The following is a 21,083-nucleotide window of genomic DNA, read 5'->3' on the forward strand; positions in this document are numbered from 1 at the left end:
ATAGGGTACATGAGTCCATCATGGCCTTTTTTAAATTGCATTTTCATAAGTAAGATAGGAATGAATAAGAAATGAACAAACTAAAGCAAAGAATACAGTCACTTACTCCTGTACAATTGATTGTTTCGTATTACTTTTTAGCAGTGACAGTTTCAGTTTTGTTGCTTAGCTTACCAATTGCTCATAAGCCTGGAGTTGATTTTTCTTTTATTGACAGACTTTTTACTGCAGTTAGTGCTGTCAGTGTAACTGGTCTAACGGTTGTGTCTACTTCAGATACATTTAGTGTGCCGGGTATATTTATATTGGCCTTTGTTTTGCAATTTGGTGGAATTGGAATCATGACACTTGGAACATTTGTGTGGCTTATTATGGGTAAAAAGATTGGCCTTAAAGAACGTCAACTTATCATGGCTGATCAAAATCAGGTTAACTTATCAGGAATTGTGAATCTTATTCGACAAATTATTGTACTTATCCTTTTAATTGAATTTCTAGGGGGGATAATATTAGGGACATATTTTCTGAAATATTACCCAACTTGGCAAGAAGCTTATTTACAAGGGTTTTTCACATCAATAAGTGCAACGACTAATGGAGGTTTTGATATAACAGGGCAATCAATGATTCCGTTTGCTCACGATTATTTTATACAGTTTATTGTCATGATTTTAATTGTGTTAGGGGCAATTGGTTTTCCAGTTCTAATTGAGGTTAAGGATTTTTTATTTAATAAGAATAAAAGACATCGATTTACATTATTCACCAAACTAACAACAATAACATTTTTTGCATTGATTTTGTTTGGGACAATTGCTATTGCCATATTAGAATACTCATACTTCTTTAAGGATAAAGAGTGGCATGAAATATTCTTTTATTCACTATTTCAATCAACTGCTACTAGAAGTGGCGGGTTAGCAACAATGAATGTAAGTTTATTTACTGAAACAACTATTTTAATATTATGTGCATTAATGTTTATCGGAGCATCTCCTAGTTCGGTTGGAGGAGGAATTCGTACAACGACTTTTGCGTTAAATTTATTATTCCTTTTCCATTTTGCAAGAGGACACAAAGCAATTAAAATATTCAAACGGGAGTTACATCCGGAAGACCTTAATAAGTCAGTTGTCGTTACAATGATGGCATTCTTAATATGCTTTACTTCAGTTGTCATTTTATCGATAACAGAACCTTTCCCATTTGTTTCTATTTTATTTGAAGTATGCTCTGCCTTCGGAACAACGGGATTATCAATTGGAATTACCCCGGAACTTAGTACAATAGGAAAAATAATCATCATGGTCTTAATGTTTATTGGTCGTATTGGGATATTAACATTCCTGTATCTATTAGGAACGAAAGAGAAAAAAGATAATTTTCATTATCCAAAGGAAAGAGTTATTATTGGTTAACAATGCCTTTGTCTAACACTGAAAAAGTCCTTCATACCATATGAGGGACTTTTTACTTTTGATGCACACTTAAATTGTTCTTCAAACCCCATATGAACGGACTTTTCCTCTTGTCTTACAAGGATTTTGACCTTATTTTCCCTTGGACAACTTTTTATTGCATAGTAACCTGCTAAAAGCCTTTTTAAAAAATTCAATTTTAAATAATTGATGCCCTCTTAATCTTTGGTACAATATGTAAGGAGGAGGGACACAGATGAAAAAAGGTATACTGGCATTTGCTTTTTTTGTAGTAATGCTGATTTTAAGTGGGTGTTCAGAGGCACCTACTGCTGCAGAGCGTTTTTCTGAATACATAAAGTTATGGAATGATCAAAAGTTTTCGGAGATGTACGATAAATTATCCTCAAGTTCTAAAGAATCCATTACAAAAGAAGACTTCGTAAGTCGCTATGAGGGTATATATGATGGTGTGTCTGCTAAAGAATTAAAGGTTGAGTTTAATAAACCAAAAGAAGAAGATGTTGATGATCAGGCAACAGAAGTTAACTATCCTTTCTCGCTATCAATGGAGACCTTGGCAGGTCAGATCTCTTTTGAACAAGATGTACAAATCGTTCAAGAGGAAACAGAAGATGGGGAAGATTGGTTTATTTCCTGGTCACCGTCTATGATTTTTCCGCAATTAGAAGGTAATGAAGAAGTTCGAGTAAAAAGTACACCGCCTGAACGAGGACAAATTTTTGATGAAAAAAATAATGGTCTTGCTGTAAATGGATTAGCCTATGAAATTGGTGTTGTTCCTGGCAATCTTCCGGAAAATCGAGATGAAACGATCCAAAATATTGCTAAATTACTCTCAATGGATGTTGAAGAAATAGAAGATAAACTCTCTCAAAGCTGGGTTCGACCTATAGACTTCGTCCCAATTAAAAAGATTGATCCTCAACAACAGGAGTTACTTGAGAGTTTAATTGCAATTCCATCTGTTTTAAAGAAAGATGTACCAGCAAGATTTTACCCGTATGGAGAAGCAGCAGCTCATTTAACGGGATATATAGGAAGCATTACAGCTGAGCAACTTGAGGATTTAAAAGATGAAGGATATTCAAGTCAATCTCTAGTTGGAAAAGCTGGTTTAGAACAAATATATGAATCGAGACTAAAAGGAGAAACAGGCTATACGATATACGTGGAAGGGACAGATAAGGTTATTGCAGAAAAGCCGCCTGTAAATGGCGAGAATATTCAAGTAACAATTGATGGAGAGCTACAAAAGCAGATATATGATCAACTCAAGGGAGAAGCTGGTACAGCTGTCGCAATGGATCCCTTAACAGGAGAAACATTAGCCTTAGTGAGCAGTCCATCTTATAATCCTAATGAATTTATATATGGTCTGTCTTCATCTCAATATGCGGCATTATCGGAAAATCCACAAAAGCCTTTAATGGCCCGTTTTAATAAAACATTTTCTCCGGGATCTTCTTTGAAACCAATTATTGCATCAATTGGATTAGAAGCTGGTAAATTAGATCCTGAAGCTGAAAAACAAATTACCGGGTTATCGTGGAAAAAGGATAGCAGTTGGGGAAATTATAGTATTACAAGAGTGTCAAATGCAGATTCAAATGTTAATCTAAAAGATGCCCTAATCTATTCAGATAATATTTATTTTGCCCAATTAGCATTGGATATAGGGGCAGAGGACATGGTTAATGGATTAAAGAAGTTTGGGTTTGAAGAAGAAATTGACTTTCCATTCCCTATTTCTACATCTTCTATTTCAAATGGAAATCTTTCTAATGAACAACTACTTGCAGATTCTGGTTACGGACAGGGAGAAATATTAATGAGCCCGTTTCATTTGGCAACTGCATATACCACCTATGTCAATAATGGCAGTATGATAAAGCCGTATCTAGAGGTAACTGAAGCAACAAAAACAACTCTTTGGAAAGAAAATCTCTCCACACAAGAGAATAATGATCTACTACTGTTAAGCTTAAAAGAGGTTGTAAACAATTCAAATGGTACTGCCTATAAGCCAATTGTTGAGGGATTACAATTAGCGGGAAAAACCGGGACAGCGGAATTGAAACAATCAAAAGATGATCAAACAGGGAAAGAAAATGGATGGTTTGTAGCAGTTAATACAGACAATCCTAAACTTCTCATAGCAATGATGGTCGAAGATGTAAAAGATAGACAAGGAAGCCATTTCGTTGTTCCTAAAGTAAAAGACGTATTTAAGCAATATCTCTCGAATGAATAAAACATAAAGATGACTCAAAATGAAAGGAGTTTTCATTTTGAGTCATCTTTTTTTATCGTTTAGAAAATTATAAAATTCTTGAACTATGGCTAGGCGCTTTGACATCCAGCTCCAGCGCCTAGCCCCTCGAGGTCATAAGCCACAAATGAATTGAAGACAAAGAACGTCTTCTATTCATTTGCGTCTTATGCTTGTCGGGGCTGATCGAGGCGCTTGCGCTTTTGTTCTTAATCACTGCTATAGCTAACATCTTTATCCGGATGTGTAAAGGGAACTCCGTTCGGTTTTTGTTTTTCTTCAAGTAATTCTTTATTTTCAGGAGTGTTCCAGCCGATATCATTTGTAGGATGTACCCACTGATCTCCAGCCATAATCGCAGGATCAATATCATCACTCCATTGATTTAATGGGGAATGTTCCGAATTATAGTGACTATCTCCAATCACCACGCCGTAGTCATTTTTGAATGGTTCTTTCATTTTTATTCCAGTGCCTTTCCAAGATGGCGCATGTATTTGATGTGGCAATGTTTCATCGAGAGAAAATTTATCTTCGTTTTCCTTCTTCACACATTTCACCTCACTTCTTAATCTTAGAATGTCCAATAATTAGTCATCCTTTTTTCCTTATTCTACCTATGATAGAAAACAAAAAATAGGGGGATAGTAAAAGAGTAGCATCTTGAATAAGTCGAATCTTATCATTGAGGTGAGAAGAATGAAGAGAAAAGCATTTAGAAATCAAGCTGTAAAACATAATAATACACCTACAGAAAGTTTACCAGATGTAGAATTTGCTGAAATCAATGATGATGAAAACCCGATGAAGGGTGCAAATAGAAATTCTAAACATGGAAAGCAAGGGAAATAAATGATGACCCATAAAAACATGAAAAGTAAAGATATGCAAAATCATAAAATTCCAACTAAAAAAGATCTACTGCAAGAAGAATTTGGTCACGAAATGGGAGATGTGAATGCCTCTCAACTATATAATGCTCTTGCAGGCAATAAAAAAGATAAAAAGAAAAAGTGAGAAATTTTTTCTCACTTTTTTCCTTTATCACCCTACTTTAGATTCAAATTCACGTGATAACACTGTATAAACAGTTGTATTTGAATTAATGGCATCATAGTGAACAAGAATATAGGAGTCTTCTTTTGCCATTTTTCCCGTTTTGAGGTAATGATTTAAATTAAATGGTATTGTTTCAAGGACTGTATGTTTGAATAAGTCCTTCTCTGTTAGTTGCTTTCTTGCAAATTCTTCTCCTAAAAGAAGAGGGTTTTCTAGAATGGAGTGATAAATTTCACTTCGACCCTGCTTTGAAAGTGTTTCATCCCACCATGGTTTACGAGGTTTGTATTTTTGATTTCGTAAATAATCATATTTCATAAAACCACTAACAATTTGAACCTCTTTGCGTTGTGAACTTTCTAGAAATTCATATAAATGTTTATAAAGATCTTCTAACTGGTGGCCAATTCGACTCCAACCTTTTTCATCCCAAAATGTTCCAAAGTCTTGAAAGAAGTCAAACGGTGTTGGAAAAACCTTTGAAACTAAATATTCAACTGTTTCATCCATTCGATGATCATTCCAATATTTTTCTAAAACATCTTCAACATGCTTAATTTTCGTAATGTCTTCGAATGAAAGTATATTATTTTTTAGAATTTCATAAGGGGAATGATCCATATACACGTAACCATGATCTTCTGCTCTTAGTCTAAGACCGGTACCTCTTAGCATCTTTAAGAATCCAAGCTGAAGTTCTTCGGGACGTAGTTCAAAAACATCATTAAAGGTCTTTTTAAATGAATGATAATCTTCTTCAGGTAATCCAGCAATCAAATCAAGGTGTTGATCAATTTTCTGTCCTTCCTTTACCATCGTGACAGTCCTTGTTAATTTGCTAAAGTTTTGTTTTCTCATCACAAGTTCATTGGTTGTATCATTCGTGGATTGAACTCCAATTTCAAATCTGAACAAGCCTTTAGGAGCATTATCATTCAAAAATTGAATAACCTCTGGTCTCATAATGTCTGCAGTAATTTCAAATTGAAATACAGTACCGGGCTTGTGCTCATCTATAAGAAATTGAAACATTTCCATCGCATAACTACGGCTAATATTAAATGTACGGTCAACAAATTTAATTGTCTTTGCACCATGTTCCATTAAAAACCGAATATCATCCTTCACTTTTTCACGATCAAAGTATCGTACTCCTACTTCAATGGAAGAAAGACAAAATTGACAGCTAAAAGGACAACCACGACTCGTTTCGATGTACGTAACACGTTTTGGAAGCTGTGTTAAATCTTCTTTAAAGCGGTATGGAGAAGGCAATGTTTTTAAATCAATTTTATTACGCTGCGGCTTAATGTGAATTGTCGAGTCTTCACGATAAGCAATACCACTAACATTTGCAAAGTTGTGTTCATCATGTAATTCATCTAATAATTGCTTAAATGATTGTTCACCTTCACCAATTATAATGAAGTCTACTTCCGGAATCTTTTCCATCCATTCTCTTGTGTCATATGTTACCTCTGGTCCGCCTAGTACAATCAGTAAAGAAGGGTTAATCTTTTTTAGCATCTTTATGACTTTAATCGTTTCCTCAATATTCCAAATATAGCAGCTGAATCCGAGAACCTCGGGTTTTTTTGCATAAAGGTCTGTCACGATATTCATAGCAGGGTCTTTAATCGTATATTCTGCTAATTCTATATTGTATTCAGGTTCTGCGTATGCTTTTAAATAGCGGATTGATAAACTTGTATGAATATATTTTGCATTTAACGTTGATAAAACAGTTTTCATTTCGACACCACTCTATTGAATTTTGTAAAGTATTTGCTTAAAGATTTCAATCAATTATCTATTTTATCATAATGCTTCGATTGGGTATATAACCACAGTATGGAAGTAATTCCATTCTTTTAAACGAAAATAAGACATTTTCCCTTTTAGGAGAATGTCTCAGTCTATTATTTATTTAACGAGGAGGGCTTTATATACAAATGAGATGGTTTCAACTCAATAATCGGGCTGGCAATTTCTTTCACTGTTTTTGTTGATAATACAGAAGTTAATAAAATTGATAGAAGAGTAAGTAAAGCAATACTGCGATAATCCCCTAACCACTCAATTACCTCATTTGTTCTCATGTATTGTATGATAAACCCATGTAGAAGATATACATAAAATGTTCTTGTTCCCCACTCTGTAAAGAATGCACGTCTTTTTGGGATTAGTGCCAAAAAGCTAAGAGATGTGATCAATGTTAAGGTATAAAAGCCCATACGAATAAAGGCATTAAAAATTGATGGTTCTCCAAACTGTGAATAAGGTTTTGAACCAAATAACCATTCATAATCAAAGTCCAGATAGAAATAAGAAACAAATGTTACTGCTAATACCAACATGGAAATAACCCTATTATTTGGCTTAGTGAGAAAAGCAAAATGCTCTTTCTTTAAATAAAAGCCAATTAAAAATAAAGGGAAAAACACAAATGTTCTTGATAAGCTTAAATAATTACTTACTACGTCAAAATACCCGATAGAAATCCCTAATGTAAAAGCCACAAGCAACGCCCATTTAGGAGAAAGCTTTGTTGCGCCAAATAAGAATACATTCCAGAAAAATAAACTAACTAAAAACCATAATGACCAATGCGGGTCTAGAGGATCCAAAACTGTTGCCCCTTGTTTTTCAATCGCAAAATAGTATACAGAGTATATACCCTGGAAAATTAAATACGGTAATATTAGTTTTTTCGCAATTTTACTCACATACCCTTTTTTGTTATATCCCTTTGCAAAATAGCCGGAGATTAAAATAAAAGCGGGCATATGAAACGTATACACAAACTTATAGATGGTCAGCATGACGTTACTTTCATCGATAAACGGCCTAATAATGTGACCAAAAACAACTAAAAAGATTAAGAAGAATTTTGCATTATCAAAATAACTCAAACGATTATTCATTTATTTATCATTCCCTTTGAAGTAATTAATCGTAAAACATCTTTTTTTATTCCCAAATCGTAATGGTAATAAACGTTGCTTTTTTCCTGTGTTAAATTGGGCTTATTACAGTACTTTCGATAGAGGTACTTATTTTATAAGGGACGTAACAAAGCTGTCATCTACTTGTAAAAGATGACAGCTTTACGTGTTCCAAATTTGCTTTTTCGCAGTTTTACAAAATACTTTACTATATTACATCGTAGACAGTAAAAAAGAAACATTTTCTATCATTTTGTAGATAAGTGAAGGACAATGAAAGAACTTGTAGAATAGAATCTATAGAAGAGAGATTGCAAGTCAGGTAGGGGTGAATGAATTGAAGCAAACGATGGAGGATCACGAAATCGTTACCTTAAAGGCACAAGTAGCTAAATTGGAAGAAGAAAATGAAATGCTCAAATTTAAGTTACTGCAGCACGAAAATATTTTAGAGGGTGCATTAGATGCGGTAGCTATTTTTGATGAAAATATGAGATTTATTGATGTAAACTCTGCTGCATGTCACATGTTTCAATTACAGAAAAAGGAGTTATGTCGAAAAAGCCTATACGATTTTTTATCTTTAATTCCCAAAAATCAATTAAACCAAGTAATGGAGGCAATTTATCAGGGTGACCCTAGTAGTAATGAATTAATTGTTAAGTTAGAAAATGGACAAGTGAAGTTTCTGGAAATTTCTGTGAGGAAACAAGCGATAAATGGATATGACCTAGCCATGATCAAAGATGTCTCGTTTAAAAAAATGCTTGAACGTGAAAGGACAATAAATGAACAGCTTTTTAAGGATCTCTTTCACCGTGCAGTAGATGGCATTGTCATCTTTGATCAAGATGGAGCATTTATAGATGCAAATGGCTCATTTTGCACAAGTTTTGAAATTACAAAGAATCAGTTAAATTCATTTGTTTTAGGAGACTTTATCGATGGACCGGATCTTTACAAATTGGATCGTCTGTGGATCATGCTCAAAGAAAATGGTAGTGCCAAAGGTGAGCTTCCTGTGCTGCTTAGGAATGGTAGTAAAAAAGTTTTTGAGTTTACCACAACTTCAAATATTATTAATGGTTTTTACATGGCCATTATGCGCGATATAACTGAAAAACGATCTATGGAAATGAAGCTATATAAAAGTGAGGAACGCTTCAGAGAAATTTTTGAAAATGCTATTGATGCCATTATGATTTGGGAAAGAAATGGACAAATTCAAAAGGTAAATCAAGCTGCTAGTCGAACATTCGAATTAAGTGAGGCAGAACTTGTTCAGAGGAATATTTTAGACTTTGTTGATCAAAATTCATCAAGTTTTCATCGGGTGAAAAAAGAATATTTTCAAACAGGTGCCATAAGAGAAGAACTGCTTTTTCACATGCCAAATGGTCAAAACAAAGAGCTGGAGTTCACTTCAAAAATGGATATCTTAGATGGACATCATCTTACAATCTTTCGGAATGTTAGTGAACGAAAAAGAATGGAAAAAGTACTGAGGGAAAGTGAACATAAATTCAGGAACATATTTAACGCGGCTATGGATGGTATTATCCTATTTAATAATGAATATGAAATTATTGAAGCGAATCCTGCTGCAAGAAAAATTTTAAATCTATCATCAAGTGATATTAAATCTTATAGAATTTGTGATATTCTTTTTTCAAAGATGGACGACCTCTATCAAGAGGATGAGTTAGATTCATATGAGGCAAAAACACAGGAAACGATCTATACATTTGACAATGGTGAAGAGAAAATTTTAGAGATTTCCTTAAAGCATCATATTAATGAGGATATGAATTTAGCTGTTTTTCGAGATGTAACCGAAAAAAGAGAATTAGAAGAGCAATTGCGAAAATCAGATACATTAAATGTTGTCGGAGAACTTGCGGCAGGAATTGCACATGAAATACGCAACCCGATGACTGCATTAAAAGGATTTATTCAGCTTTTAGAAGGAAGTGTGAAAGACGATTTTTCTATGTATTTTAATGTAATCACGTCAGAATTAAGTAGAATTGAATCGATCATTACAGAGTTTCTTATCTTAGCAAGACCACAAGCGATTAAATTTTCAAAAAAAGATCTTGGCATTATTATGAAAGAAACAACAGAATTGCTGAGTGCCCAAGCTATTTTAGTCAATGTTCAAATGATTCTCGAAATTGAAGACAATCTTCCATTAATTTATTGTGAACCAAATCAATTAAAGCAGGTATTTATTAATGTATTGAAAAATGCCATTGAGGTTATGCCAAAGGGTGGCCAAATTGACGTGAAAATAAAACAAAAGAATGAAGATAATCTCTTCGTTTCGATTACAGACAGAGGTTCAGGTATTTCAGAGGATAAAATTAAGCGATTAGGGCAGCCTTTTTATACAACGAAAGAAAGAGGGACTGGCCTTGGTTTAATGGTTAGTTATAAAATTATTGAAGAGCATCAGGGCCAAGTAGATGTAGAAAGTGAAGAAGGAAAAGGAACTACTTTCCATATTACGTTGCCTATTAGACAATAACATGATAATAGGTTATTTTTTAGTGACTTGAAGGAAGAAAATGAGGTTTTTTTATGTATTATTACCGTTTATATGAATCACCATTAGGAACATTAACTATTGTATCGAAACAGGACAAAATAACAAATTTGTTTTTAACCACAGAACAATTTGAATCGTTTAAATCGGGAACAGATGTTGTGTCAGATCAGACACAAAAGTGTGAAGTACTGCAGATAGCAATCCAACAACTGCACGAGTACTTTCATGAAAATCGAAAAGAGTTTCACTTTCCAATGGAACTCAATGGAACAGACTTTCAAAAAAAGATATGGAAAAAATTAAGAGAAATTCCGTTTGGAAAGGTGTGGAGCTATCAGGATGTAGCCATGGCTATCGGTCAAAAAAATGCCGTTCGGGCAATTGGTCAAGCGAATAAGGCAAATAAACTGCCAATATTCATTCCATGCCACAGAGTCATTGGCAAGAACAAAAAACTAACTGGATATGCAGGGACAAAAACGGAATTAAAAGCTACCCTTTTAACACATGAAAAAATTCCATTTAAAGAGTAATTCATAACTTGTCACAATTTTGGCTTTGCAACATATTATTTCATTAAGAGAAAAAAGTTGCACAAGGTAAAGAAAGGGGCAAGAAATATGTGGATGCAAAAGAAGCGCTTGCGAAAAGTCTATTTTTATTCGGTTCTGATGTCTAAACTTCACATTTTAACAGAACAAGAAAAAAATTGCCTTCTTCAAAATAAGAAAGAAGGCTAGAAAAAAGAACAAAGTAATCATGATCCGTGAAAACTTTGTTCTTTTTTTACCTGTGAAATAATGTTGAAATACCTTTTTTATAATCTCCGGTTAATATACCTTTTTCAGTAATAATGCCAGCGATTAATTCATTAGGAGTAACATCAAAGGCAGGATTAAATACTTTTACACCTTCAGGCGCCACTTGAACTCCGCTAATATGTGTAATTTCTTCCGAATGACGTTCTTCGATAGGTATTTGTATTCCGTCTGAAATCGTAGGATCAAATGTTGATAATGGAGCTGCAACATAAAATGGAATGTTAAAGGCTTTTGCGAGAAGAGCCAGATTGTAGGTTCCAATTTTATTTGCAGTATCACCATTTGCAGCGATTCGATCAGCACCGACAATAATGGCAGTTATGTCCTTTGATTTAATAGTATGAGCTGCCATATTATCTGTAATTAATGTTACATCAACACCTGCTTGCATTAGCTCCCATGTAGTAAGGCGAGCTCCTTGGAGAACTGGTCTTGTTTCACAGGCATATACGCTCAAATGAATGTTTTTTTCTTTAGCTAGATAAAAAGGAGCGAGAGCTGTTCCATATTTAGCCGTTGCAATGGAACCTGCATTACAGATCGTCATAACTCGATCGCCATCTTTGAAAACAGATAGAGCATGTTCACCAATAGATTGGCATACTTGTTCATCTTCCGCTTCAATTGCTTTAGCTTCGTTTAAAATTGTCACCTTTGCTTCTTCAATAGTTGTCACGTCTTTAATGCTGTTCATAATTCGATCTAATGCCCAATATAAATTTACAGCCGTTGGTCTTGAGCTTGCTAGATAATGACGATGTTTTTCCAGATTCTGAAGAAAGCTTTCATAAGTTTGAGAAGGTTCCTGGTTGGCTGCTAAAGCTAAACCATAAGCAGCGGTAATACCTATTGCTGGAGCTCCTCTCACTTTTAATGACTGAATAGCTTCCCAAACATCTTCAATTGTTTTTAGTTTAAGATACTCAGTGATTTGAGGTATTTTTTGTTGATTTAATAATGAAATATACTCTTCCTTCCAGATGACAGAACGAGGTATAACGAAACTTTGTGTTGTCATTTTGTTAAAAACTCCTTTATTTGCAATTCATTAGTTGACTGTTACGGCAGTTTGCTTGACATATTCCTTAAAATGTTGAGGGATAGAAATTGATTTTCTATTTTTGATTAACTCGCTTCCTAGAGATAAAGCAACTTGTTTTGTTGCAATTCTTCTCTCATAAGGTTCGATCGTATCTAGGTCTGCAACATGAGCTAATCCAATTGTACGACGAATAATTTCACAACCAGCAAACCCAACAGCTTCTTCAAAGATCTCGGCTAGGACATATTCTAAATAACCCTCTACTTTCGAGAATATTTCTAGAGCATCTTTATTCCACGCAAGAGAAAATTCTTTTACGAATACATTCCATGTCGTTTCAATATGGTTGTAGATGACTTCTTGATTCTCAGGATTACGTGCTAAAACATTAAAGAGCAGGTTTGCAAATACTTGCCCAACATCGAAACCAATAGGACCAAAATAAGCGAACTCCGGATCTATGACCTTGGTTTCACTTTCATCGGCAAAAATGCTACCTGTATGTAGATCGCCATGAACGAGTGCTTCTGCCTTTGTTAGGAATAGCTGTTTCAATTTAGCTACTTCCAATTTTAACGTATGATCTTTCCAAAGTTTATCTACATCTAGCTGTAGCTCCGGCTCATAATCATTTGTTTCGTGATTAAAGAAAGGATCAGTAAAGACAAGGTCTTCTGTTATTTTACAAAGATCGGGATTAATGAATTGCTTAACTAGTGTTTTTTTATAATGCTGATTTAACCCGTAATCAGAAGTATAGAATAATGTTTTGGCTAAAAACTCTCCGATATGTTCGGATAAAAGTGGTAAATCCTTTCCCTCAATTAAAGCTGCTCTTGCGATTTGTAAATGTGAAAGATCTTCCATGATCGTGATTGCAAGTGCCTCATCTGAATAGAAAACTTTAGGTACATATTGAGGGACAAATTCGGCCTGCTTTAAAAGAGCAGTTGTTTCAATTCTTGAACGATCTAAAGTTAACGGCCAACTTTCACCAACTACTTTCGCATAAGGTAAAGCCTGTTTAATAATAATACTCTCGCTAGTTTCAGTATTTTTCACTTTAAACACGAGGTTTAAATTTCCGTCACCAATTTCACTACAAGTTAATGGGCTGTTTTCATCGAATAACTGTAGTTTTTTAGTTAAAGCAATTGCTCCGTTTTCATTTAATGGCTCGTAAGCTGATGATTTTTTGTTTGCACACATTTGAATGGCCTCCTAATTAATGTTAGTTTGGAGGCTTTTCTAAAAATAAGAAAAGCCTCTTTCCAGATTGAAAGAGGCTTGAAGTCATCACTTCGCACCTCTCATCTTTCAGAAAGTTTCCTTTCTGATGGAATTAGCACCGTGCCCTACTGGTAAAAGACCAGATTCATTTCTTTAAATAAGAAATACGGTCGGTTGCTGCGGCGTCATAGGGCCAAGTCCCTCTGCCAACTCTTGATAAGAGATTATGTCTAAATTAATAGATACATTTAATTGTTTTAAGTAATAAAACTTTACTAGAAAAATATAACGCTTGATTAGCATATTATCAATGTTCATAAGATTTTGTCAACAGAAAATCTAAAGAATTGCCTAAATATTTTTAAATTAGAGATAATGATGTGGGAGACGATCATCGAAAATAGGAATTTGATTGCGAACTTTTTTCACCATTTCAATATCCAACTCGGCTGAAATCATACCTGGATTTCCATCTGCTTCAGCTAAGATGTCTCCCCAAGGGTTAATAATTAGTGAATGCCCGGCAAATTCATTGTCAGGGTCAGTTCCTGCCCGATTGCATGCTACAACATAACATTGATTTTCTATGGCTCTACTGAGTAGGAGTGTTTTCCAATGATTAAGGCGGGGCATTGGCCATTCTGCAACAACGAATAGCACCTCTGCTCCCATTGTGGTGTGGGCGCGAATCCATTCCGGAAAACGTATATCGTAACAAATGACTCCAGCACTTTTCATACCACCAAGGTCAAATAAACCTTTTTCACTCCCTGCAGTTAAGTAGTGGTGCTCGTTCATAAGCTTAAAAAGATGAAGTTTACTATATTCATGGATTAACTGTCCGGTATTGTCCACAACAAGCATTGTATTGGTTACCTGCTTGTCAATTTTTTTAGCAATTGACCCACCCACAATGTGAACGTTATATTTTTTTGCAAGCTCCTGTAGGAAGGAGGTTGTCTTCTCACCATTTTCATCGGAAATTTCTTCTAAGCGAGTTAGATCATAACCCGTTGTCCATAGTTCAGGTAAGACAATCGTAGTTGATTGTTCTTGTTGTACAGCTTGGGCAATCTTTTTTTCTACTTGTTGATAATTAAAATCCGGATCACCGAATTTGATGTCTAATTGAATACATGTAATGATAGGTTTCATTTGGTTCACACCTTCAATTAAAATTTTTTACTTTACAAGTTGTATCTAACGATATATTATTTGTGACTAGAATTTCAAGAATTTTTTGAGTAGGTGTTAAAAATGAAAAAATTTAAGCAATCTGAATTATTAAATACATTACCGAAGCAGTTTTTTGCAAGCCTTGTTGCGAAAGTGAACAACATCATTGAGCAAGGTCACGATGTTATTAATTTAGGTCAAGGAAATCCAGACAGACCAACACCGGCACATATTGTTGAAGCAATGGAAAAAGCAGTAAAGAACCCAAATTACCATAAGTATTCTCCGTTTCGTGGTCAATCCTTTTTAAAGGAAGCAGTTGCTCTTTTTTACAAAAGGGAATATGGAGTAGAGATTGACCCACAAACTGAAGTAGCAATCCTATTTGGTGGTAAAGCAGGCTTAGTTGAGGTTCCTCAATGTCTCCTAAATCCAGGAGATGTAGTACTAGTGCCTGATCCAGGTTATCCTGATTATTGGTCAGGGGTGGAATTAGCTCGTGCAAAAATGGAAGTTATGCCCTTGTTAGAAGAAAACAAGTTTTTACCGAACTATAAAAATATAGAAAAAGATGTCATTGAACAAGCGAAATTAATGTTTATTAACTATCCAAATAATCCAACTGGGGCAACAGCATCTGAAGAATTTTTTGAAGAGACGGTACAGTTCGCTGACGATCATGATATTTGTGTTGTCCATGATTTCGCATATGGAGCAATTGGCTTTGATGGTAAAAAACCAATGAGCTTTTTGCAAACTAAGGGTGCAAAAGAGGTTGGAATTGAAATATATACCTTCTCTAAAACCTACAATATGGCTGGTTGGAGAATTGGCTTTGCAGTTGGTAATCCTTCTGTAATTGAGGCTTTAAACTTACTTCAAGATCATATGTATGTGAGTGTGTTTAGTGCCATCCAAGAAGCAGCTGCACATGCGTTATTAAGCCCGCAAACATGTGTTGAGGAACTAAATGCTTTATATGAATCCAGACGAAATGCTCTTATTGATGCATGTCTTGAAATTGGATGGAAAGTAACTGCTCCGGCTGGATCATTTTTCGCATGGCTTCCAGTTCCAAGTCAATTTGAATCCTCTCAAGCCTTTTCAGATTATTTGCTTGAAAATGCACATGTTGTAGTAGCGCCCGGTGTAGGATTTGGAGATTATGGTGAAGGGTATGTAAGGGTTGGTTTACTAACATCTGAAGAAAGATTAAGAGAAGCCGTTGAAAGAATTAAAAAATTAAATATTTTCTAATCTTGACAAATTATATTTTTTTCTGTCATAATCTTATTAATTTAAAATATGAACGTTTCGTTCTTATCAAGAGCAGGTGGAGGGACTAGCCCGATGAAGCCCGGCAACCGACTTAACATTCCGTGTTAAGCACGGTGCTAATTCTTGCAGCTAAAGCTGATAGATAAGGGAAATTTGTCTTTACAAATGCACGTAAACAAAACCCCTTTGACCTATTCAAAGGGGTTTTTTATGCTTAGAAAGCGACACAAAAATTGAAACGAAATGTTCAAGATTAATCCAAGGATCCAAATGCATTATAGAATGAAAGATGTTAAAATTAATATGATTAATAGAAAAATTCAGAAAATGTCAGATGTATTGAGAAAGTAGGGTTATCAGTGAGTGAAGTTATTGCTACATATCTTGTACACGATGCAAAAGGTGACTTAAACAAAAAAGCCGAAGGGATTGCATTGGGCTTAACGGTTGGTTCATGGACCGATCTTCCCTTGCTTGAACAAGAACAATTAAAAGCCCATAAAGGTCGTGTATTAGAAGTCAGTCAGCTTGAAAGTTGCGAAAAAACAAATCAATATCTTGGGAAAGCTGTTACTAAAGGAATTATTAAAATTGCTTATCCGAGTTTAAATTATAGTCATGATCTACCTGCAATCTTAACGACAGTTTTCGGAAAACTATCTCTTGATGGTGAAGTGAAACTGCTTGACTTAGAGGTTTCTGAAGAATTGAAAAAGGCTTTCCCGGGACCAAAATTCGGTGTCTCCGGAATACGGGAATTAGTTGGTGTTCATGATCGACCACTACTTATGAGTATTTTTAAGGGTGTCATTGGCAGAGATCTTGTTTATTTAAAGGATCAGTTAAAGCAGCAGGTATTAGGTGGGGTTGATCTAGTAAAAGATGATGAAATTCTTTTTGAGAATCCTTTAACACCTTTTGAAGATAGAATCTTAGCTGGTAAAGAAGTGTTACATCAGGTATTTGAAGAAACAGGACACAAAGCGTTATACGCAGTTAACTTATCAGGTAAAACATTTGAGCTGAAGGAAAAAGCGAAAAGAGCCACTGAACTTGGTGCTAGTGTATTGCTTTTTAATGTATTTGCTTATGGACTGGATGTAATGCAAAGTATAGCGGAAGACCCGGAAATTACGATTCCAATTATGGCGCATCCTGCTGTAAGTGGTGCTTCAACTGCATCTAACCTTTATGGATTTTCAAGCTCATTGTTATTAGGGAAGTTAGTTAGAATGTCTGGAGCAGACTTCTCTTTATTCCCTTCTCCTTATGGAAGTGTAGCACTGGATCGAAAGGAAGCACTTGGAATTGCGGAGTTTTGCTTGAAAGAAGAAGGATTTAAGCAATCGTTCCCGGTTCCGTCTGCAGGCATTCATCCTGGCTTAGTTCCATTATTAGTGAATGATTTTGGTCTTAATTCCGTTATTAATGCCGGTGGTGGAGTCCATGGACATCCTAACGGAGCGATTGGTGGAGGACAAGCTTTCCGCGCAGCTATCGATGCTGCCCTTTCCGGTATCACACTGAAGGAAGCATCTGAAACAAGCGAAGATCTTAAGCTTGCCATTAATCTTTGGGGTGCCAAAGAGGTGAGCAAATGAGTGACAAAGTAATTATTTGTGACTTTGACGGGACGATCACAGAGACAGATAACATCATAGCTATTATGAAAAAATTTGCTCCACCTGAATGGGATGCTCTTAAAGAAGGAGTGCTCTCTCAGAATATTTCCATTAAAGAAGGGGTAGGGAAGATGTTTCAATTACTTCCTTCCTCATCAAAGGCTCAAATTGTGGAGTATATCCTAAATCATGCAGAGATCCGTTCAGGTTTTCGAGAGTTTGTTCAATATACACAAGACAAAAACATTCCACTTTATGTTGTTAGTGGAGGAATTGACTTTTTTGTTTATCCGCTTCTTGACGGATTGGTTCATGAAGATCAAATTTATTGTAATGTGGCTAATTTCTCTAAGGAAAATATAGAGATTGAATGGCCAAATAACTGTGATGAATATTGTACGAATGAATGTGGGTGCTGTAAGCCGTCACTTATTCGTCAGCTGACACATGAGGATCAGAAGAAAATTGTAATTGGTGACTCAATAACAGATTTACAGGCAGCAAAATTAGCGGATTTTGTAATTGCTAGAGATTTGTTACTAGAAAAATGTAAAGAGTTAGGGCTGCCACATCAATCGTTTACAACATTTTATGATGTGATGAACATTCTTGACCAGATAGAGGAGGAGAGTGTGTGAGTTTACTAGATCAACGCTGGGAAGAATTAGCTGATATTAAAAGGGTGCTGGCAAAGAGAGAGTGGTTCCCAGGAACAAGTGGAAACTTGGCTATAAAAGTGAATAGTGATCCAATTTCATTTCTTGTTACGGCAAGTGGAAAGGATAAAACAAAGGAAACGAATGAAGATTTTTTACTTGTTGATGGCAAGGGTCAACCTGTTCAGGACACTCATTTAAAACCATCTGCTGAAACGCTATTACATGTTGAAATATTTAATAAAACGAGTGCAGGTTGCAGCCTTCATGTACATACCGTTGATAACAACGTAATTTCTGAACTTTATGGTGATCAGGGAAAGATCACGTTTAAAGGTCAAGAAATCATTAAAGCGTATGGTTTATGGGATGAGGATGCCGAATTCACAATTCCAATTATTTATAATCACGCACACATTCCTACATTGGCTCAGGAGTTTAGTGAATATGTTAGAGGTGATGCAGGTGCTGTCCTTATCCGTAATCATGGTATTACTGTCTGGGGAAGAGATGCATTAGAAGCAAAGAAATTCTTAGAAGCTAGTGAATTTTTATTTTCCTATCATTTGAAACTGATGGCATTAAAGGCCGTTCGTTAGGAAAGTGTACAATCACATTAGAAATTGGAGGAGACAATCATGGCAGTTATTAAAGTAAGAAACACAAAAGAAGTAATTGAAGGTCAAGAGCAGGTTTCTGCATTTTTAGAAAAACAAGGTGTTCTATATGAGCATTGGGATATGAGTAAGCTTCCATCACATTTAGTTGAGAAGTTCGTTCTTAGTGATGAAGAGAAATCAGAAATTTTGACAGCTTACAAAGCTGAAATTGAAGATTTAGCTGAAAGAAGAGGCTACAAGACTTGGGATATCGTGGCATTATCAGATGCAACACCAAACCTTGAAGAGTTACTTAAGAAGTTTGAAAATGTTCATACACACACAGAAGATGAGGTTCGTGCTATTACAGCCGGTCATGGGATCTTTATTATTAAAGGTGACGATCAAACAGGATACTTTGATGTAGAATTGGAAGCAGGAGATGTTATTTCTGTGCCAGAAGGAAATCCACATTTCTTTACATTAATGGAAGATCGCCAAGTTGTGGCTGTTCGTTTATTTATTGAAACAGAAGGATGGGTGGCACATCCTTATCAAGAGGAACAAGAATTAACAAAGTAATATGAAAAAGCGGAGGAATATTAATTCTCCGCTTTTTTTAATAAACATTGTTTTTTCTTTATTAAGTTTTGAAACGCCTTATCTAATCCAACATATTTATCAGAATCTGGAGTTAATAAACTTAGCTCTCCGAGTATTTCAGAGATTTTTGTGTTCACTCGCAATAACTCTTCTTCAACTTCCTTTTCGTTAGATAAGGAGGTTTTATTGGGAGTATTTCGTTTTTTTTCATATTCTTCAATCGACATTTCTACACGTTTAATTTTTTTGTCTTCGAAAACTAGCAACTTATCACAAACATGTTGTAAGAAATAAACATCATGGGAAACGACAAGAATCGTTCCTGTAAAATTTTTTAATGTTAGCTCTAATTGATTTCGACTTGCTAAATCCAAATGATTCGTAGGTTCATCCAGGATTAAGAGATCGTACTCATTTATTAGCATGCTTGTTAACTTAATTCTTGTCCGTTCGCCTAGACTTAATGTTCCAACAAGCTGATTAAGCTTTTTAGCGTCCATACCCATATTTGCCAAAGTTGTTCTTGCTTTTAATAACTGTGTCCGATCTGAAATTTGTAATGCGTCTAAGCCTGTTTGTGAAACGTCCATGTCTGCAACATCTTGGCTTAAGGTTGCGATGTTAAGAGAGGAGCTAATGTTTAAGTGACCTGATGTGATAGGTTCTTCTCCAATCAACATTTTTAATAATGTTGTTTTCCCGGAACCATTTGGTCCATAAACACCAATTTTTTCTCCATGCTTAATATAAAATTGACTTTGCTGAAACAACATCCTGTTCTGAAAAGTTTTCGTAAGATTTTTTGCCTCAATGATTCGGTTCCCTTTCTTTCCATTTGCTTTAAATTGAAAGGACAGGGATTTATCTTCAGATGGTTTTTCAACCTTGTTTTTATCTAATTCATTTTTTAACCTTTTCATTTTTGATTTCACTGCACGATCAAGTTTTTTAGCTTTTACACCATGGAACTCTTTCATGCCTTCTTGGTCACGCATTGTTCGATGAGCTTTACCAGCCCATTGTTGCAATTGATCCAATTGCTCTTCAACTCTCGCAATATCTTTCTGCTGGCTCTGATAATGATGTAATTGAATTTCTCGATTTTTTTTCTTTTTCTCATAAAATCCCGTGTAATTTCCCTCATAGGCAGTAAGATTACCGTTCTCCAGGTCAAATATTTGACTAACAGTTTGATCTAAAAAGTAACGGTCATGAGATATAATAACAATTGCACCTTTGAATGATTCAAGTTGGTCCACTAACCAATTGATCCCTTGAAAATCAAGATGATTTGTTGGTTCGTCAAGTAGAAGAATATGTGGATGACTTGCCCAAACTTCAGCTAAGGCAACTTTGAGCTTTTCACCACCACTTAAATGTGAGAGACGTTCATTTTCCCAGGTTCGATATTTAGATAGTCCTAATTCACTTGTCTTTTCAAGGAATTCACTTGAAAGATTTGTGTTGATTGCTAATTGGTAATCAACAGATTGCTTTAAATAACCAATCTTAAGTGCAGGAGATTTTAATATTGAACCGCTATCAGGTTCTATTAGGCCGTAAATCAAGTTAGCAAGTGTTGATTTCCCTGCTCCATTAATACCAACTAGACCAATTCGATCTAGTTTTTTAATTTCAAAGGAAACATCGTTTATTATTTGTTGATCACCAAAATGTTTGTGTATATTTCGTACTGTAAGCATAAAAAAAGCCCCCCTAGCCCTAGAGAGTCATTCTTAAAAATACATATTCCTATGCAAAAAATATGTGTTTCCTGTAAATAAAAGAACACA

Annotated in this window: 18 protein-coding genes and 2 riboswitches; of the genes, 11 read left to right on the forward strand and 7 right to left on the reverse strand. The window is 35.2% G+C overall.

Annotated elements, in window-relative coordinates:
* The first annotated feature begins 71 nt into the window (after positions 1 to 71).
* Both HWV59_RS09980 and HWV59_RS09985 read left to right on the forward strand, forming a co-directional pair.
* On the forward strand, positions 72 to 1,418 hold the full coding sequence (locus HWV59_RS09980) for a TrkH family potassium uptake protein (RefSeq protein WP_102231856.1): 1,347 nt from the start codon (positions 72 to 74) through the stop codon (positions 1,416 to 1,418).
* A 256-nt stretch (positions 1,419 to 1,674) separates the two neighbouring features.
* On the forward strand, positions 1,675 to 3,693 hold the full coding sequence (locus HWV59_RS09985; protein ID WP_175638768.1) for a penicillin-binding transpeptidase domain-containing protein: 2,019 nt from the start codon (positions 1,675 to 1,677) through the stop codon (positions 3,691 to 3,693).
* A gap of 227 nt (positions 3,694 to 3,920) precedes the next feature.
* Here HWV59_RS09985 and HWV59_RS09990 read toward each other — a convergent pair whose 3' ends face one another.
* Positions 3,921 to 4,262: a DUF3905 domain-containing protein gene (locus HWV59_RS09990; RefSeq protein WP_102231938.1), complete on the reverse strand. Its 342-nt coding sequence runs from the start codon at positions 4,260 to 4,262 to the stop codon at positions 3,921 to 3,923.
* Positions 4,263 to 4,410: 148 nt separating this feature from the next.
* Between HWV59_RS09990 and HWV59_RS09995 the strand changes: the two genes are divergently transcribed.
* Positions 4,411 to 4,563 carry a hypothetical protein gene (locus HWV59_RS09995; RefSeq protein ID WP_175638769.1) on the forward strand — a complete coding sequence of 51 codons (153 nt, stop codon included), beginning with the start codon at positions 4,411 to 4,413 and terminating at the stop codon, positions 4,561 to 4,563.
* A gap of 3 nt (positions 4,564 to 4,566) precedes the next feature.
* Positions 4,567 to 4,728, forward strand: a complete 162-nt coding sequence (locus HWV59_RS10000; protein ID WP_175638770.1) for a hypothetical protein — start codon at positions 4,567 to 4,569, stop codon at positions 4,726 to 4,728.
* A 27-nt stretch (positions 4,729 to 4,755) separates the two neighbouring features.
* Here HWV59_RS10000 and HWV59_RS10005 read toward each other — a convergent pair whose 3' ends face one another.
* Together HWV59_RS10005 and HWV59_RS10010 are read right to left on the reverse strand one after the other, a co-directional pair.
* On the reverse strand, positions 4,756 to 6,522 hold the full coding sequence (locus HWV59_RS10005) for a B12-binding domain-containing radical SAM protein (protein ID WP_175638771.1): 1,767 nt from the start codon (positions 6,520 to 6,522) through the stop codon (positions 4,756 to 4,758).
* Between the two features lie 167 nt (positions 6,523 to 6,689).
* The gene (locus tag HWV59_RS10010) at positions 6,690 to 7,694 is read right to left on the reverse strand and encodes an acyltransferase family protein (protein ID WP_102231853.1); all 1,005 of its coding nucleotides are present in this window, start codon (positions 7,692 to 7,694) and stop codon (positions 6,690 to 6,692) included.
* 358 nt (positions 7,695 to 8,052) lie between these two features.
* Between HWV59_RS10010 and HWV59_RS10015 the strand changes: the two genes are divergently transcribed.
* Positions 8,053 to 10,242 carry a PAS domain S-box protein gene (locus HWV59_RS10015; protein ID WP_407941571.1) on the forward strand — a complete coding sequence of 730 codons (2,190 nt, stop codon included), beginning with the start codon at positions 8,053 to 8,055 and terminating at the stop codon, positions 10,240 to 10,242.
* Positions 10,243 to 10,295: 53 nt separating this feature from the next.
* Complete coding sequence (locus HWV59_RS10020) at positions 10,296 to 10,796, forward strand: methylated-DNA--[protein]-cysteine S-methyltransferase (protein ID WP_102231852.1); 501 nt, start codon at positions 10,296 to 10,298, stop codon at positions 10,794 to 10,796.
* A gap of 253 nt (positions 10,797 to 11,049) precedes the next feature.
* On the opposite strand, the gene mtnA is transcribed toward HWV59_RS10020, so the two are convergent.
* The 3 genes from mtnA to HWV59_RS10035 all read right to left on the reverse strand — a co-directional run bounded on the left by mtnA (position 11,050) and on the right by HWV59_RS10035 (position 14,511).
* On the reverse strand, positions 11,050 to 12,102 hold the full coding sequence (mtnA, locus tag HWV59_RS10025; protein WP_175638772.1) for an S-methyl-5-thioribose-1-phosphate isomerase: 1,053 nt from the start codon (positions 12,100 to 12,102) through the stop codon (positions 11,050 to 11,052).
* Positions 12,103 to 12,132: 30 nt separating this feature from the next.
* On the reverse strand, positions 12,133 to 13,335 hold the full coding sequence (gene mtnK / locus HWV59_RS10030; protein WP_102231850.1) for an S-methyl-5-thioribose kinase: 1,203 nt from the start codon (positions 13,333 to 13,335) through the stop codon (positions 12,133 to 12,135).
* Positions 13,336 to 13,433: 98 nt separating this feature from the next.
* Positions 13,434 to 13,579: riboswitch (SAM riboswitch) on the reverse strand.
* A 143-nt stretch (positions 13,580 to 13,722) separates the two neighbouring features.
* Positions 13,723 to 14,511, reverse strand: coding sequence for a carbon-nitrogen family hydrolase (locus HWV59_RS10035; protein ID WP_102231849.1), 789 nt, complete (start codon positions 14,509 to 14,511; stop codon positions 13,723 to 13,725).
* A gap of 102 nt (positions 14,512 to 14,613) precedes the next feature.
* Between HWV59_RS10035 and HWV59_RS10040 the strand changes: the two genes are divergently transcribed.
* The 5 genes from HWV59_RS10040 (at position 14,614) to HWV59_RS10060 (ending at position 19,269) form a co-directional block, all read left to right on the forward strand.
* On the forward strand, positions 14,614 to 15,789 hold the full coding sequence (locus HWV59_RS10040; protein WP_102231848.1) for a pyridoxal phosphate-dependent aminotransferase: 1,176 nt from the start codon (positions 14,614 to 14,616) through the stop codon (positions 15,787 to 15,789).
* Positions 15,790 to 15,849: 60 nt separating this feature from the next.
* Positions 15,850 to 15,959, forward strand: a riboswitch (SAM riboswitch).
* A 210-nt stretch (positions 15,960 to 16,169) separates the two neighbouring features.
* Entirely contained in the window at positions 16,170 to 17,411 is a 1,242-nt protein-coding gene (gene mtnW, locus HWV59_RS10045; protein WP_102231847.1) for a 2,3-diketo-5-methylthiopentyl-1-phosphate enolase, read from the forward strand.
* On the forward strand, positions 17,408 to 18,070 hold the full coding sequence (locus HWV59_RS10050) for a 2-hydroxy-3-keto-5-methylthiopentenyl-1-phosphate phosphatase (RefSeq protein WP_102231846.1): 663 nt from the start codon (positions 17,408 to 17,410) through the stop codon (positions 18,068 to 18,070). Before mtnW ends, HWV59_RS10050 begins: the two co-directional genes overlap by 4 nt.
* Positions 18,067 to 18,687, forward strand: a complete 621-nt coding sequence (locus HWV59_RS10055; protein WP_175638773.1) for a methylthioribulose 1-phosphate dehydratase — start codon at positions 18,067 to 18,069, stop codon at positions 18,685 to 18,687. Before HWV59_RS10050 ends, HWV59_RS10055 begins: the two co-directional genes overlap by 4 nt.
* A gap of 39 nt (positions 18,688 to 18,726) precedes the next feature.
* Positions 18,727 to 19,269 (forward strand): 1,2-dihydroxy-3-keto-5-methylthiopentene dioxygenase, encoded by a 543-nt coding sequence (locus HWV59_RS10060; protein ID WP_102231844.1) that lies wholly within the window; start codon positions 18,727 to 18,729, stop codon positions 19,267 to 19,269.
* Between the two features lie 20 nt (positions 19,270 to 19,289).
* Here HWV59_RS10060 and abc-f read toward each other — a convergent pair whose 3' ends face one another.
* On the reverse strand, positions 19,290 to 20,993 hold the full coding sequence (gene abc-f, locus HWV59_RS10065; protein ID WP_102231843.1) for a ribosomal protection-like ABC-F family protein: 1,704 nt from the start codon (positions 20,991 to 20,993) through the stop codon (positions 19,290 to 19,292).
* Between the last annotated feature and the right edge of the window lie 90 nt (positions 20,994 to 21,083).

The sequence above is a fragment of the Metabacillus schmidteae genome (genome assembly GCF_903166545.1).
Taxonomy (GTDB): domain Bacteria; phylum Bacillota; class Bacilli; order Bacillales; family Bacillaceae; genus Metabacillus; species Metabacillus schmidteae.